This is a genomic window from Sphingobacterium chuzhouense (assembly GCF_014692525.1).
Lineage (GTDB): Bacteria > Bacteroidota > Bacteroidia > Sphingobacteriales > Sphingobacteriaceae > Sphingobacterium > Sphingobacterium chuzhouense.
Window position 1 is genome coordinate 396,965 of the sequence record NZ_JACNYL010000001.1, and the last position, 15,848, is coordinate 412,812.

15 protein-coding genes are annotated in these 15,848 nt (G+C 40.5%); 9 read left to right on the forward strand and 6 right to left on the reverse strand.

Translation table 11 applies throughout. From position 1 onward, the window contains the following. The first annotated feature begins 1 nt into the window (after position 1). A complete protein-coding gene (locus H8B21_RS01705) occupies positions 2-1,984 on the forward strand; it encodes a tetratricopeptide repeat-containing sensor histidine kinase (RefSeq protein ID WP_190312061.1) in 1,983 nt (660 codons plus the stop codon). Between the two features lie 2 nt (positions 1,985-1,986). Here the strand turns inward: H8B21_RS01705 and H8B21_RS01710 are convergent, their stop codons facing one another. Genes H8B21_RS01710 through H8B21_RS01725 form a run of 4 tightly spaced genes read right to left on the reverse strand, consistent with a single transcriptional unit; the run spans position 1,987 to position 4,338 of the window. Further along, on the reverse strand, positions 1,987-2,394 hold the full coding sequence (locus H8B21_RS01710; RefSeq protein WP_190312062.1) for an EVE domain-containing protein: 408 nt from the start codon (positions 2,392-2,394) through the stop codon (positions 1,987-1,989). Continuing rightward, positions 2,391-2,741, reverse strand: a complete 351-nt coding sequence (gene gldC / locus H8B21_RS01715) for a gliding motility protein GldC (protein ID WP_165293748.1) — start codon at positions 2,739-2,741, stop codon at positions 2,391-2,393. Before gldC ends, H8B21_RS01710 begins: the two co-directional genes overlap by 4 nt. A 22-nt stretch (positions 2,742-2,763) precedes the next feature. Beyond that, positions 2,764-3,003, reverse strand: coding sequence for a hypothetical protein (locus tag H8B21_RS01720; RefSeq protein WP_190312063.1), 240 nt, complete (start codon positions 3,001-3,003; stop codon positions 2,764-2,766). 3 nt (positions 3,004-3,006) lie between these two features. Beyond that, positions 3,007-4,338, reverse strand: coding sequence for a DEAD/DEAH box helicase (locus H8B21_RS01725; protein ID WP_190312064.1), 1,332 nt, complete (start codon positions 4,336-4,338; stop codon positions 3,007-3,009). A gap of 80 nt (positions 4,339-4,418) precedes the next feature. Here H8B21_RS01725 and H8B21_RS01730 point away from each other — a divergent pair, with 80 nt between their 5' ends. Then, a complete protein-coding gene (locus H8B21_RS01730) occupies positions 4,419-6,557 on the forward strand; it encodes a S46 family peptidase (protein WP_190312065.1) in 2,139 nt (712 codons plus the stop codon). Between the two features lie 134 nt (positions 6,558-6,691). Beyond that, the gene (locus H8B21_RS01735) at positions 6,692-6,871 is read left to right on the forward strand and encodes a histone H1 (protein ID WP_190312066.1); all 180 of its coding nucleotides are present in this window, start codon (positions 6,692-6,694) and stop codon (positions 6,869-6,871) included. 75 nt (positions 6,872-6,946) lie between these two features. Here H8B21_RS01735 and H8B21_RS01740 read toward each other — a convergent pair whose 3' ends face one another. Together H8B21_RS01740 and H8B21_RS01745 are read right to left on the reverse strand one after the other, a co-directional pair. Further along, on the reverse strand, positions 6,947-7,738 hold the full coding sequence (locus H8B21_RS01740) for a GLPGLI family protein (RefSeq protein ID WP_190312067.1): 792 nt from the start codon (positions 7,736-7,738) through the stop codon (positions 6,947-6,949). Next, positions 7,738-10,503: an outer membrane beta-barrel protein gene (locus tag H8B21_RS01745; protein WP_190312068.1), complete on the reverse strand. Its 2,766-nt coding sequence runs from the start codon at positions 10,501-10,503 to the stop codon at positions 7,738-7,740. The genes H8B21_RS01740 and H8B21_RS01745 overlap by 1 nt, the downstream gene beginning before the upstream one ends. A gap of 272 nt (positions 10,504-10,775) precedes the next feature. Between H8B21_RS01745 and H8B21_RS01750 the strand changes: the two genes are divergently transcribed. The 6 genes from H8B21_RS01750 (at position 10,776) to trpD (ending at position 15,819) form a co-directional block, all read left to right on the forward strand. Next, a complete protein-coding gene (locus H8B21_RS01750) occupies positions 10,776-12,146 on the forward strand; it encodes a dipeptidase (protein ID WP_190312069.1) in 1,371 nt (456 codons plus the stop codon). Between the two features lie 46 nt (positions 12,147-12,192). Then, positions 12,193-12,933 (forward strand): lysophospholipid acyltransferase family protein, encoded by a 741-nt coding sequence (locus H8B21_RS01755; RefSeq protein WP_223814769.1) that lies wholly within the window; start codon positions 12,193-12,195, stop codon positions 12,931-12,933. 33 nt (positions 12,934-12,966) lie between these two features. Further along, positions 12,967-13,725: an ABC transporter ATP-binding protein gene (locus tag H8B21_RS01760; protein WP_190312071.1), complete on the forward strand. Its 759-nt coding sequence runs from the start codon at positions 12,967-12,969 to the stop codon at positions 13,723-13,725. A 124-nt stretch (positions 13,726-13,849) separates the two neighbouring features. Then, complete coding sequence (locus tag H8B21_RS01765) at positions 13,850-14,071, forward strand: DUF2795 domain-containing protein (protein ID WP_017258669.1); 222 nt, start codon at positions 13,850-13,852, stop codon at positions 14,069-14,071. A 60-nt stretch (positions 14,072-14,131) separates the two neighbouring features. After that, positions 14,132-14,590 carry a hypothetical protein gene (locus H8B21_RS01770; protein ID WP_190312072.1) on the forward strand — a complete coding sequence of 153 codons (459 nt, stop codon included), beginning with the start codon at positions 14,132-14,134 and terminating at the stop codon, positions 14,588-14,590. 239 nt (positions 14,591-14,829) lie between these two features. After that, complete coding sequence (trpD, locus tag H8B21_RS01775; protein ID WP_190312073.1) at positions 14,830-15,819, forward strand: anthranilate phosphoribosyltransferase; 990 nt, start codon at positions 14,830-14,832, stop codon at positions 15,817-15,819. Positions 15,820-15,848: the final 29 nt, after the last annotated feature.

A 15,848-nucleotide genomic window follows, 5' to 3' on the forward strand; every position in this document is an offset into this window, starting at 1 on the left:
GATGAAACATATACTGACCATATTGCTACTAATATCTACCATCTCCCTGTATGCACAAAAACAGGGGCAGGAGCGGGTTGACTCCCTACTTACTGAACTCGAAAAAGCAGAAACCGATACCACAAAGGTGAATATATTGAATGAAGTGAGCAGGCAAAACATCAGTTTCGGGAATTATGAAATTGCTATGGAGCAGGCGGAAAAAGCCTTATTAGTGGCCCGAAAAGCCCAATTTAAAAAGGGCGAGGCCGATGCCCACAGCAGCATAGGAATTATTTACAGCAACCAGGGAAATTATCCGGAAGCATTGAAAAATCATTTGGCATTGCTGAAAATAAGTGAAGAAACGGAGAATAAAGCGAATATGGCCAGTGCCCACATGAATATCGGGATTGTTTATGCCATACAGGGCAACTATCCCGAAGCATTGAAATTCTTTTTAAACGCACTAAAAATATTTGAAGAAATTGGGAATAAAAACAGAACAGCCAGTACTTACGGCAATATAGGGAATATTTACCGCATTCAGGGAAATTACCGGGAAGCACTGAAAAATCATCAGGCAGCATTGAAGATATTTGAAATCATTGATGATAAACGAATGATTGCCAGCTGCTATATTAATATCGGGAATATTTATGTCGACCAGGATAATTATCCGGAAGCACTGAAAAATCATCAGGCAGCATTGCGAATATGCGAAGAGGTGGGCGCAAAAAGAGAACAGGCCCTTTCGTATAATAACATAGGAGGAATTTATAGAAAACAGGGTAATTATGCGGAAGCATTGAAAAGTCTTTTTGCATCACTTAAAATAAGCGAGCAAATTGGGCACAAAGAACTAATGGCTATGACCTATTCCAGCATAGGGTTTGTTTACGAAAAGCTGGGTGAACTACGGGAAAGCGAGAAATGGCTATACAAAAGTTTACAGTTAGGCAAAGAAATCGGGATGACAGATAATACCCGGGATACGTACGAAGCACTTGCACGTACCGACAGCGCGCAGGGCAATTACAAAGGGGCTTTTGAAAACTACAAAATGTACACCGCCTACAAAGACAGCCTCTTCAACGAAGAAAACACCAAAGAACTAACCCGCCTGGAGATGAACTATGGTTTTGAAAAGCAGCAGGACTCCATCCGCCTTCTGAACGAAAAAGAAATCGCTGTCCGTGATGCTTCTATAGCGAACGTACGCAGGCAGCGCTTGTTTTTTATCGGCGGAATATTTGCCCTGACCATCATTGGGGGATTATTGTACTACCAAAGCAAACAACGGAAAAAACACAATGAAAAACTCCATTTGCTGAATACCGAACTCGATCAGGCCAACCGCGTCAAAACCCGGTTTTTCAGCATACTGAATCACGACCTCCGTAGTCCGGTGGCCAATCTCATCCACTTCTTACACTTACAAAACGAAAACCCTGAACTGCTGGACAAAGAAACAAAAGAACGTCTGCAAGGCAAGACCATATCGGGAGCTGAAAACCTACTTGCTTCAATGGAAGACCTGCTGCTATGGAGCAAAGGACAAATGGAAAACTTTAAACCCGAACCAAAACAAATCCAAATACAACAACTGTTCGAGGATAACAAAAAAGTTTTTTCTGGGTATCAAAATATTCACTTTGCATATCATAACCCGGATGACCTCGAGATATTTACAGACTTGAATTATCTAAAGACTATCGTCAGAAACCTAACCAGCAACGCCATAAATGTATTTACAACGACCGAAAACCCTTCCATCATATGGGAAGCCCGGCAGGAAAACGGACGAGTATTGCTTTCCGTGACGGATAATGGTCCTGGTGCCGACAGCAAAAAATTCCGTGCCTTGTACGACGACAAGGAGGTTGTGGGCATTAAATCGGGGTTAGGATTGCACCTGATACGAGATCTCGCTAAGGCGATTGGCTGTACAATCGAGGTAGAATCTACAAATAGTGCAGGAACAACGATAAAATTATTGTTTTAATTTTACCCGTTCCCCAATTCTACGATCCGATCAAATTCTTCCGCTTTCAGTGGCATAACCGAAAGCCTTCCTTGACGTACCAATGCGATATCTTGCAAAAGCGGATCTGCTTTTACCATTTCTAACGTTACGGGCGTTTTGAATGTTTCGACAGGCACTAAATCTACCACTACCCAACGTTCGTCTTCCGTAGTCGGATCTTGATAAAATTCTTTGACAACCTTGGCAATGCCTACGACCTCTTTTCCTTCGTTACTATGATAAAACAACACCAGGTCCCCTTTTTTCATTGCTTTAAGATTGTTTCGCGCTTGATAGTTACGCACACCATCCCAAAACGTTTCTCCGTCTTTATTAAATTGTTCCCAGCTATATTTAAACGGTTCGGATTTCACTAAGAAATAGTTCATTTTTCCTCCTCCAATACTTCCATTTTTTCGGCAAAATGCGCGCAGTAGTCCCGTAAGTCACCGATTACTTTATCCGCCATAGGATCCCCCCCTGATGCACGTAGGAAAGAATCGCCCAAAGTCTGCAACGTTTCATAGAAGAAACGCTTCATTTCATCGTAAGGCATATCCTTTGTCCAAAGGTCGATACGTAAAGAATTCTTATATTGCGCGTCCCAAAGAGCCAAAAACATCGCCTTTGAGGGCATTTCTTCGGAAGTTTCCCCGTCCGTCGATGACCAATCTATACGCTCCGGAATGTTTTGTTCATCTAACGTGACATTTAGTTTTATTTCTGCTTGTTTCATATTTTCAATATCTTATAACTCATTATACCACCTTTATAACCACCATCAATATCCCAACGACCAATATAAACGCAATCTGAGCAAACCATAACTTTTTTAGATCTTTAAAAATCATCCGAAATCCTAAATCTACCAGCGACAAAATTACACATAGTGCGATTAGCCAGCCCCAGGAGAACGTCATTTCGGTGTCCAAATTCATTTCCGAAATTACCCAAACCAGCACACAGGCCAACGTAATATTTAAAGGCGTAAGCTTCATCAATTATTTTTTCCTGAATTTACTTGGTTTTCCTTTATGGCTCGTTGTTTTCCCTCTTGATGCCTTTTTCGTCCGTCCATTATCTTTTGGCGCATGCTTTTTCTCATGAAAAGCCCCTTTAAAATCCGGATCTTCTTTTCTTTTTTGATTATCTATTTCACGCGCTATCTCCTGACCTTCCTGAAAGTCTGTTTTTTCAATAAAAACTCCATCAGGAATAGGATATACCGGGATTTTTTGTCGGATAAGTTTTTCGATCTTATCAAGGTAATATTTCTCCGCCGGATTACAAAACGTTATGGCGTCACCGTGATTAAACGCCCGCCCAGTACGACCAATCCGATGCACATAATCTTCAATGACAATAGGTACGTCAAAATTAAACACGTGGCTTACGTTCGAGACATCCAAACCTCGAGCTGCGACATCTGTCGCAACTAAAATGCGAATGCTCCCTTCCTTAAAGGCATTGATTGAATTTATACGCGTGTTTTGTCCTTTGTTCGCATGAATAACCCGTACCTGCTCCTGTCCGTATTTCCGTTCTAGGTAATGGAAAACATTATCCGCAACCGTTTTTGTTTTGCAGAAAACGATAATTCGATGGAATGATTCATCATCTTTCAAAAGATGTTGCAGGAGATTGAGCTTGGTCTTTAAGTTGGGCACTTCATAAAGCGCTTGGGTTACGGTCTGCGCTGGGGTCGCCTGTTCTGTCACTTCAATAACTGTGGGGAACGCGAGAAAGTCACCTGCTATCTTGCGGACGAGTTCACTCATGGTAGCGGAGAAAAGAAGGTTTTGCCGTTTCCGCGGCACGACTTCCAGTATCCGATGGATTTTACCGATAAAGCCCATATCCATCATTTTATCGGCCTCGTCCATCACCAAAAATTTCAAGGATTTGGTGTTAATATCACCTTCCAGATAAAGGTCAAGGAAACGTCCTGGCGTCGCTACAATGATATCGCATCCTTTTGCTAATTGCTGTTTTTGTGTTTTAGGCCCTAAACCGCCATATAACAACACGGTACGCAAATCGAGGTAAGTAGAAAACAAACGAATATGTTCGTCAATCTGCATCGCCAACTCACGCGTGGGAGATAAAATCAAGGCGCGGGGATCATTCCCTTGCGCGTATTTCAATTTCATGAGCATCGGCAACACAAAGGCAGCCGTTTTCCCTGTACCTGTTTGTGCAATTCCCATTACATCTTGTCCCGCAAGAATAGGTGTGATTGCTTTTTGTTGAATTTCCGTAGGAACAGTGTAGCCCGCTTCCACAATCGCATTTTGCAATTGCTTATTGAGCTTGAAATCTTCAAATGATGCCATTGAACAAAGATAAGGAAAAGCACTATTATTTTGATTTAATAAGGAATTAAATCAAATTTGCATATCAAAATTGGTTGAATATGAAGAAAATTTGGATTTTTATACTCCTTACCACAGTGAGTATGACCACATTCGCTGATGAGGGAATGTGGTTTTTAATGCATTTAAAACGTCTGAATGAGGCGGATATGCAAAAGAAAGGGCTGCAACTGACAGCCGAAGAAATCTACAGTATCAATAATTCCTCTCTGAAAGATGCCATCGTGCAATTTGCCGGTGGATGTACCGCCGAGATTGTGTCTGGTAAAGGATTGGTTTTCACCAATCACCATTGCGGTTACGGTGCCATCGCCGAGCTTTCTACACCGGAAAACGATTATTTGACAAACGGATTTTGGGCAAAATCATTGGAAGAAGAATTAAAACCCAAATCTTTATCGGTTCGTTTCTTCGTACGTATGGATGACGTTACCAAACGTATTCTGAGTTTGGTAAATGATGACATGAACGAAAAAGAGCGGGAAAAAATCGTTAACCAGGAAATTGCCAAAATCGAACAGGAGAATAGCGAAAATGGTAAATACATTGTTTCCGTTAAATCGTTTTATAACGGAAATGAATACTACTATTTCGTTTACCAAGATTACACGGATGTACGTTTGGTAGGTACACCTCCTAACAGCATTGGAAAATTTGGTGGAGATACCGACAATTGGGAATGGCCTAGACACACCGGTGATTTTTCTGTTTTCCGCGTATATGGAGATAAAGATGGTAATCCTGCCGCTTATTCAGAAGACAACGTACCATTAACACCTAAGCATTTCTTGCCTATCAGCATTAAAGGTTTTCAAGAAGGTGATTTCTCTATGATTTTAGGCTATCCCGGACGTACAAACCGTTGGATGCCTGCTGCCGGCATCGATCAAAATGTCCAGTATGCATACCCGGCATGGGTAGAAGCCTCTAAAGTAGGGATGGACGCGATGAAGAAGCATATGGACAGCGATCAAGCGGTAAAATTAAACTACGCTTCAACTTATTCCGGTGTTGCAAACTATTGGAAAAACCGCCAGGGAATGATTGACGCATTGACTAAACACCGTACCGCAGTCACCAAACGCAAGCAAGAAAAGAAATTTCAAAAATGGGCGAACAAAAAAGCTAATCGGGCAAAATATGGCGATGTACTTTCCGACATTAATGCTTATTATGCCGCGACCAACGAAAAGGCGAGACATGATAACTATCTTATCGGTATGCTTCGTTCCTCGACATTTGCTCCGCTTCCTTACAGCTTGGGAAATGCTTTAAAACAGTATGCTGCGGCTAATGAAAAGGGACGTACGGACATGTTACCACGTCTGGAAAATGGAATTGCTGAGACCTTTGAAAACCTCTATCTTCCATTGGAAATTGACGTTTTGTCTGACGAATTGAACCTCTATGCTGCAAAAGCGGGAAATATCGCGCCTTATATACAGGAGCTCGCTTCCAAAAATAATGGCAATTTCAAAACAGTTGTTCAGACAGCTTTCGACCAAAGTATTTTTGCTTCGACAGACAAACTGAATTCGTTTTTAGCCAACCCGTCAGTAGACGTGATTGATAACGATCCACTTTACTTGATTTCCACCGCTTTAATGGATAAATACAGAGAAAGAACACCGGAGATAGAAGCTTTAGATAATAAATTCCAGTCGGCTTACCGCAAATATATAGCTGGTACATTGGAAGCAAATCCGAAAGGAAAATACTATCCAGATGCGAATTCCACTTTGCGGTTGACCTATGGAACAATCCGTGCCTTACCGAAGGATACTCGTAATGATGCGAAAATCAACAACTATACAACCCTAAAAGGTACAATTGCGAAATATCAACCCGGTGACGAGGAGTTTGATTTGCCCCAACGTTTGATGGATTTATATGAAGCGAAAGACTACGGCCGATATGCAGATAAAGACGGCCACATGTCAGTAAATTTCTTAAGCGATCAAGATATCACAGGAGGGAATTCGGGCTCTCCGGTACTAAATGGAAACGGCGAACTTATCGGTTTGGCCTTTGACGGAAATATTGAAGCCATGGCGGGTGATGTCATCTTTGATCCGGTCTTGCAACGCACCATATCAGTCGATATCCGTTATGTATTGTTCATCATCGATAAGTTTGCCGGTGCACAAAATATCATTGATGAGCTGAAAATTGTAGAATAATACCGTCAAACGAAATTTATTTTTCGTTTTTAATACAAAAATTGCACTTTACAACGTTGTTTTTGTATATTTAGCTTGTATTTTTAATCAGCTTAAAATATAATATTCATAAAAACTAAATTATTTTTTGAAAAATGGAAAACTACAACAAACTAAAAGACTTGGTAGCATCTATCGAAGCTGATGCAGACAAGTTCTTCAACAATGGTAATTCAGCTGCAGGAACTCGCGTACGTAAGGGTTTACAAGAAATCAAAACGTTAGCTCAAGAAATTCGTAATGAGGTAACTTCAAAGAAAAACGAAGGAAAATAGTTCTTTCATATGTATGACTTAAAAAGTCCGATTGCATGCAATCGGGCTTTTTTTTTAGGAACATAATGATCTCTTCTAAAGAAACATGGCCGCCAGTAATAAGTTAAATTGTTGATCCGTCATCCAACGCCCGAGAATGTCCTTCAGCCTACCTTGTGCTTCTTTACGCGTCATCGGCTGATCCCTTTTTCTACCTACAGTCGTTTTTAAAGTAGGAGAACCAAACTTCACATCTGTTGCATAAATATTGAAATGCTGCTCTGGTACAACTAATCCCAAAATCATTCCGGGAAGTCCATGTACTGTACCCGGTCCTGCCGATATTGGAATTTGGTCGGTATAGAATGCGACCACATATACCGAGTCTAATGTAACGCCATTGGCTCTACGGCAATCATATCCCGCGATGTTACGATATTCATTCGTAATCTTCCACTTTACTTGCAGCAGCGAGTCTTGGATGAGAACCGGAGATCCACCTAATTCAAAAGCGGATTTTAATGTGGATTTAGACAGGTCTTGATAGAGTGTCTGTTGATAATCAAGCAAACCCATCCGAATTAGATTATTAATGATGGGATCGTAAGTTTCAGAAACATTTTCCATACTCATTTCCTGTCCACGAAAAGAAACTTTTTTCTTCAATACAGCGGTCTCCGAAACCCTATCCTGCAATTCCTGAAAATACGTTTTGCTAAAATCACCGTCTTTTAACGTCGAGATATGTCGCCTGAGCAAGTTTTTGACGTGTACCGTCTTATCATAAAGAATAGTACCTTCCGTCGGGAAATAAGCATGTTGTGCCTTTGCCGCTCCAGTGATAAAAACAGCTGTCACTATTGTAATTATATAGATTGCTCTTTTCATTATTCTTTTCCTCCTTTCATGGATGTAAAATCCCAACTGACTTTCAACATGAAATATCGAGATATGGTATTGTATGTATTTTGTGAAATTGCGCTGCCCGATTGAAATCTCCTGAAACCTTTATTCTGGTTAAAAATATCGTTGACATAAAAATCCACAACAAGGCTTTCATCCTTTAAGAATTTCTTTGATATCCCAGGCTTGAATAACAAGAGTTCAAATTTCTCATTCAGCGCTTTTGTCGGCGCCTCATAATTATAAGTCATATTTCCATAAAAACTTAGTTTCCAAGGTAATTTCCAAGAATACCAAACATTGGTATTATAAACGAAACCAGAGCTGTTCAGTTCAGGTTGTAAAGAAGTTTCCATCAACCGCCATCCAGGATAAAAACCAATATTGAAATCGATATTCTTTGTTGTATTCTTAGAAAGGTTCAAACCGAAAGAGTAGTCATAATTCGTATTCTCGTTCAATTGTGAATTGATATAATTATAATAATTATTGTAGCTTCCATTTCCCGAAATACGCGCTTTCAACTGTATTTTTTTACTCACGTCAAAACCTCCACCTAGCCATATCCGACCATTATTTGCAACATATCCGTCCAAATTTTCATAGAACAACGTCCGCACACCGTTTTCGATCATTACATTCTGTTGAATCGCATTTCGGGTTTGCCTCCACTCTAGATCGACATATAAATTGGTCCCTTTCATCATATTATAGTTGCTATAATACATATTATATCGGTCGTTACGTGCCGGAGTCAGGTCTTCGTTCCCCACCACTATATTTAACGGATCCTGATTCTGTCGAAGCGGCTGGATCTGCGAGAGCGATGGCAGCGTATTCGAATGATTATAGTGAAAACCGACGGTTCTGTTGCCCCTAAAATTATACCGTAATCTTGCCGAAGGGTTGTAGGTAAAAAAGTCACGGCTTGCACTCAGGTCTTCGTAATTATTTTGTTGGAACATATCATCGTTCCTAAAATTATTTGTAAAATTAGCTTCGAATTTCTCCAGTTTATAGTTGAGGGCGACGTTAACCGCATTTCTTATCGTATTGAAATTAAAGTCACTGCTGAATACTTCATCAAAATCTGTATAATTACCATCGTCGTCCTTGTTGTAGGAGGTGTTAATGGCGTGTGCTCTTGACATATTATATTCATACCCGACAGAAGAGTTCAATTTGGAAGTAATCGGTTCGGTATAAGTCAATGAAGTGGTTATGCTATTCGATTGACGATCTATTTCTTTTTGTTGGTCTGTAGGAACGGACACGATATTACCACTGTTGTCTAAGGTATCAAGAGTAGAGTTCAAAAAGCCCGACCCTTTGTTATCACTGACATTTCCCCCAAACCGAAAGGATGCCGAACGCCCCGTTTTCTTGAACCGCCTTGTAAGATAACCCCGGTAGTTGAAGTCCGTGTTATCGGATATAGAACTCTCCGTTCTGTCGTTACTATTCACAAAGTCACCATTTTCATCCCAAGAAGAAGCCTCTGTGCGGCTATTCGATTCTGATTTGCCTTTTGATGCTGATAGATTGATCGTAAGGGTGGTCAATGAGTCTATTTTCAAGTCGTATTTTGTATTAAACCTATGCCTTCGGGCATCGGTTTCCCGAGTGGATGTACTGGATGTATTTAATTCTTCATTACCCGGCAAACTATTTCTGGATAGGGAGCTCTCTACCACGTCATTTTGGATCATGCCGTATTTATAACTTCCATTCAGTTTATGCTTATTTTCTTTCCAGGCGTCCAAAAAACTTACACCTGTACTCAGTGCTTCAGGCCTTCCTTTACCATCCCAGCGGTCGAAACTATCACCGCTATATATCATATACATATCTCCACCATCCGTCATTCCGGTCTCCATACTCGACATACCGAATTTCTCTGCTTCCTGCCAATTTAAACTTAGATTGCCGTCATTAGCTCCCATGAGATAAGCTCCAATTTTTTGGCTACCATTAAATTTGTTAAGGGCGAGCTTTCCTAAATAGAAATCATCCGTACCTCCCGCACCTTCTACCTTGCCAAACATTCCTTTTTTGGCATCCTCTTTCAATTTAACATTTATAGTCTGTATACGTTGCCCGTCATCCACACCTGTACGCTCTGTTTCTTCGGATTTCTTTTCATATAATTGAACTTTGTCCACCATATCTGAACGGATATTGCGCGTTACCAATGTCGGATCATCACCGAAAAACTCCTCACCATCCACCAGTACTTTCTCTACGGTCTTCCCTTGGGCAGTTATCTTACCATCCGCATCTACCGAAATACCGGGCAATACCTTTAATAAATCTTCTACTTTTGCATTTTTTTCAACAACAAAACTTGATGCATCATATTCTGTTGTATCTCCTTTTATAACGACAGGAATTTTACCGGTCACAATAACCTCTTCAATTAAATGGCTTATACTAGTCAATTTTACGTCCCCCAAATTCACGTCCCCATCATCTCCAATATGTTTAAAATAATCCCCGTATTTAGGATAGCTCACAATTACCAAATACGGAATCGTGTCTGGTTTAAGCAGCTTAAACCCACCATTTTCACCCGCTCTTGTATGCGCTATCAAAATAGAGTCTTTAGCTTGCAATAGCATTATCGTAGCGTTTACAAGTGAGGTTTGGTCGCTTTCATCCAGTACCTTACCCGTGATGGTTGTTTGTGCCCGCAAATGAGTAAAACAACCCAAAAAAAAGAGTGTAAAAAATAATATAGATAGTCTTTTCATTAAATTGGTAGCTAAAATTCATAAACTAACGCCTCTACGAAAATATCATAATTATATCACAATTCATTTTTTTTCGAAATCTTTAGCATTTTTTAACATCTTAGAATTTGTCTTTTCCTTTTTATTTAGCATAAATTATAATTGGTACTTTTCCTCTAAAAACATGTTTTCAATGGGTAGAGGAGAGCTAAATTAAAAGTTCATTTTATATGCAGAAGCGATTAAATTGCATATAAAAATGAATTTATTTAGGTTTGTAAAAACACAACATTATGCAGACAATAAAAGAATATGTCCAATCCAATAAGGATAGATTTTTAGAAGAATTATTCGCATTATTACGTTTCCCATCTATAAGTGCCGATTCCAAATACAAAGAAGACATTGTAAAGACAGCCAACTTTGTTGCCGATAAATTGAAAGAAGCGGGTGCTGACAGGGTAGAAGTTTGTCCAACGGCAGGAAATCCCATCGTTTACGGAGAAAAAATTGTTGACCCGTCTCTTCCGACAGTTTTGGTATACGGGCATTATGACGTACAACCAGCCGATCCTTTGGAATTGTGGGATACTCCTCCATTTGAACCTACCATCCGTGATGGAAAAATTTACGCAAGAGGCGCTGCGGACGATAAAGGGCAATTTTACATGCACGTCAAGGCATTCGAATACATGATGAAGAATAATTCCTTGACCTGTAACATTAAATTTATGATCGAAGGCGAAGAAGAAGTAGGCTCTGCCAATTTAGGAACTTTTGTCAAAGAGAATAAAGAGCGTTTAAAGAATGATGTCATCGTCATTTCCGATACGTCTATGATCAGTCTTGAACAACCTTCGTTGGAAACGGGATTGCGAGGACTTTCTTATGTAGAAGTAGAAGTCTCGGGGCCAAACCGCGATCTACATTCAGGCGTCTACGGGGGCGGCGTTGCGAATCCTGCAACCATCCTTGCTAAACTTATCGCCTCATTGCATGACGAAAATAATCATATTGCCATTCCCGGATTTTATGACGATGTCGCAGAATTAAGCAAAGAAGAAAGAGAGGCGTTGAACAAGGCTCCTTTTGATATAGAAGAATATAAGGCTGATCTGGGTATTGACGAGGTGTGGGGAGAAGAAGGGTATACAACAATCGAACGTACCGGAATCCGTCCAACGCTAGAGGTAAACGGTATGTGGGGTGGTTATATCGGTGAAGGAGCGAAAACGGTATTACCAGCTAAAGCTCACGCTAAAATATCCATGCGATTGGTTCCTAATCAAAATTCAGAAAAGATTACCAATTTGTTCAAAAAACATTTTGAAGCGATCGCTCCCCCTTACGTGAAAGTAGTGGTGACACCGCATCATGGCGGTGAGCCGGTAGTAACACCTACGGATAGTATGGCTTACCAAGCGGCCGAGAAAGCATTAGAAGAAGCTTTCAACAAAAAGCCTATTCCGACCCGCGGTGGAGGCTCCATTCCAATCGTAGCACTGTTTGAAAAAGAGCTGAACGTAAAGACTGTTTTGCTAGGCTTTGGACTTGACAGCGATAATCTGCATTCACCGAATGAAAAATACGGTATAGAGAACTATTTGAAAGGTATCGAAACTATTCCCTTATTCTTCAAATATTATGCTGAATTGAATAAATAGATTATAATTGTAGAGACGTGGCGTGCTACGTCTCTACGTATTAGGTATGACCAGAATCTTAAGAAGAATACATCTTTATGCATATTTTACCTCTGTCCTATTTTTCTTTTCATTAGGCTATCCCCTTCTATTTTATTATGCTAGAAATCCCAAAAAACACTACCGAAAATTGGTGTCTTTTCGAAGATGGATCAGCCTAGCAGGTATCTACGCTGTTGGCATCCGTATCCGTGTAGAATATGAAACGCCTATCGACTGGTCCCAAAATTATGTACTATGTGCCAACCATACTTCCTTCCTCGATATCACCATTTTAAACTATCTGTGTAAATCTCCTTTTTCCTTCATGGGGAAAATAGAACTTCTGAAAAATCCTGTCACGCGTATATTCTTTCAGACCATCGATATACCTGTCAAAAGAGACAGTAAGATATCCGCATTTAAAGCATATAAAAGGGCACTCGAGCTTCTTCAAGAGGGTAAATCATTGGCTATTTTCCCCGAGGGACGAATAGAACATGATTATCCACCTCTCTTGCACCGTTTCAAGTCCGGCGCTTTTCGGATGGCCTACGCAAACCAGACGCCTATTCTTCCCATCGTCATTCAAGATGCGTGGCAAATATTATGGGATGACGGAAAAACTTATGGCGCAAAACCCGGTGTCATCCATGTTAAAGTGCTCGCTCCTATAATTCCGAATGCTGATGGCGGTGAGGCATTCAGCTCCCTCGAAGCTGAAGTCTACCACAAAATGAAGGAAGCATGGAACATCTGTAACAAATAAATTGTATCTTATCCCCCACTTAACGCGAAACGCATGGAAGAGCATTATTTAATTCAAATAGAAGATATTGGAAGAGAATACGTCATCGGAGCGGAAAGGATACACGCTTTAAAGTCGGTATCCTTAAAAATAAAAAAGGGGGAGTTTGTTGCCCTCATGGGGCCATCTGGTTCCGGAAAATCTACTTTGATGAATATTTTAGGCTGTCTGGATACACCAACTAAAGGACAATATATATTAAACAACATTAATGTTTCGGAGATGAGTGAGAACGAACTGGCGGAGGTCCGTAACAAAGAAATCGGCTTTGTCTTTCAAACTTTCAACCTCTTACCAAAAAATTCGGCGTTGGAAAATGTGGCTCTTCCATTAATTTACGCCGGTTATAGTAAAAAAGAGCGGGAAGAAAAGGCCTTGCATGCTTTAGAGAACGTCGGGTTGGGAAATCGTGTTGACCATAAACCTAATGAGCTATCGGGTGGACAACGGCAACGGGTAGCCGTAGCACGCGCGCTCATTAACGACCCTTCCATCATTCTGGCTGACGAACCTACAGGGAACTTAGATACCAAAACATCCATCGAAATCATGGGCCTGGTGGAAGATATACATTCAAGAGGTAACACGATTATTTTGGTAACCCACGAAGAGGATATCGCACAACATGCACACCGCATTGTTCGTATGCGTGATGGACTCATTGAGGATGACTATCCTAATCCGGATATCAAGTCTGTACACCCGAGACTCGATGCTCTCAAAGAAAAAGGGTCTGATTTTGAAAATATATAATTTTATTTAACTGTACTACAACCAATTACATCAAAACATAATTAATAACAATCGTTTGACTTGATTTAGTGGATAATAATGTTATTTTTGCGAAAAAAAGGGATTCACTTAAATAGAGAGATATATGTATTGGACACTAGAACTTGCTTCACATTTGGAAGACGCACCATGGCCAGCGACTAAGGATGAGTTAATTGACTATGGTATTCGTTCAGGGGCTCCAGTTGAGGTAATTGAAAATCTCCAAGCCCTGGAGGATGACGGAGAGCCTTACGAGAACATTGAAGAGATTTGGCCCGACTATCCGACAAAAGACGATTTCTTCTTTAACGAAGACGAATATTAAAAGGAGAAGGTATTAATCCTTCTCTTTAAAAAGCGGTCTTACTTAAAAAGTACGCTTTTTATGCAAAAGATATTATCACAAGTTTTTCTTCTTTTCTGTTCCATTCAGCTCGTCACAGCACAAACCACTGAAACGGCCGTCCAAGACGATATTGCTCTTATCAAAGGTTTTATCTCCGATATAGCGGACGAAACGCAACGTCCGGATCTCATCTTAAACAGACATGTATTATTGGAACAGACGGAAACAGATGAACAATACGACTATTTGGAGGCCAGTATAGAAGAAATACGAATTAATCTCCAACCGAAAAACCTGAATGAAATAGAATACATCCCTTTTCAAGCATTGTCCAAACGGGAAACCCGAGATATCGATCCCGAGGGAAAACCTACGGATAAAATGTATTTCTTGCGCTACCGCAACCGTCAGATGTTAGCTGTCTATATCGCACAGGACAAAATCGCATCTTTCACGCTTGTATCGAAAGGCGACAAAGCACATTTTGTGACATATTAAAAGGAGATCGTCAATATTTTGAATAATTTTCACAATTTTTCTTGCATTTGATTAACAAATATTGGACATTTGCTATTGAATAGTAATAAAAATGAAACTTAATAATGTAAATAGAGCTTGGTGGTGGCACAACAGTTAATGTTGTGGCGAAAACCTATTGCTTGAAATTTTACATCAAAAGATAGTGGGCTTGCCTAAATTAGGCAAGCCTTTTTTTGTAGACTTTTGTCCTGAATAATATGAAAGAAATACTAGCTCATTTATTTGAGTATAAAACATTCACAACGGAAGAGGCATACAGCATTCTTACGAATATCGCGACGGGGAAATATGACCCACATCAAATAGCGGCTTTTATGACGACCTATGGCATGCGAAGCATCCGTGTAGAAGAGCTCAGCGGCTTTCGCAATGCGATGTACGACCTCTGCCAAAAGGTAGAGTTTCCCGGATATGACCTGATTGATCTGTGTGGTACTGGTGGTGATGGTAAAAATACCTTTAATATTTCCACATTGGCATCCTTTGTTGTCGCGGGAGCAGGCTATCATGTGGCAAAGCACGGCAATGTGGGTGTTTCTTCGGGATGTGGCTCTTCCAATGTAATGGAATATTTGGGCTATACGTTCACCAATAATCAGGATGAGCTTCAACGCCAGTTAGATGACGCTCGCATCTGTTTCTTGCATGCTCCGCTTTTTCACCCTGCCATGAAAACAGTTGCACCGATCCGAAGGGCATTGGGAGTCAAAACATTCTTCAATATGTTGGGCCCGCTTACTAACCCCACTAACCCTAAATTTCAGGCGGTGGGTGTATTTAGCTTGGAACTTGCCCGTCTGTATAATTATCTCTATCAAAAAACATCTAAGCAGTACAGTGTTATCCATGCGCTCGACGGCTACGACGAAATATCGCTCACGGGCGATTTTAAAATCATCGATAATCAAGGGGAGAAATACGTAAAAGTAGAGGATCTCGGTTTTTCGCCAATAACCCCTGTCGACCTCGCTGGAGGAGACACCGTGGAAGAAGCGGCTACTATCTTCCATCGCATAATCAGCGCGGAAGGCAATGATAAACAAAATAATGTGGTGCTGACGAATGCCGCTTTCGCTATCAAGACAATACATCCTGAAAAAACATTCGGAGATTGTTATTACGAAGCAGAATCATCCTTGCTGGGGAAAAAAGCATTGCAAAGTTTCCATAAATTGATTTCCGCATAACATGAACGATTTAAAAATAAAAGTATGTG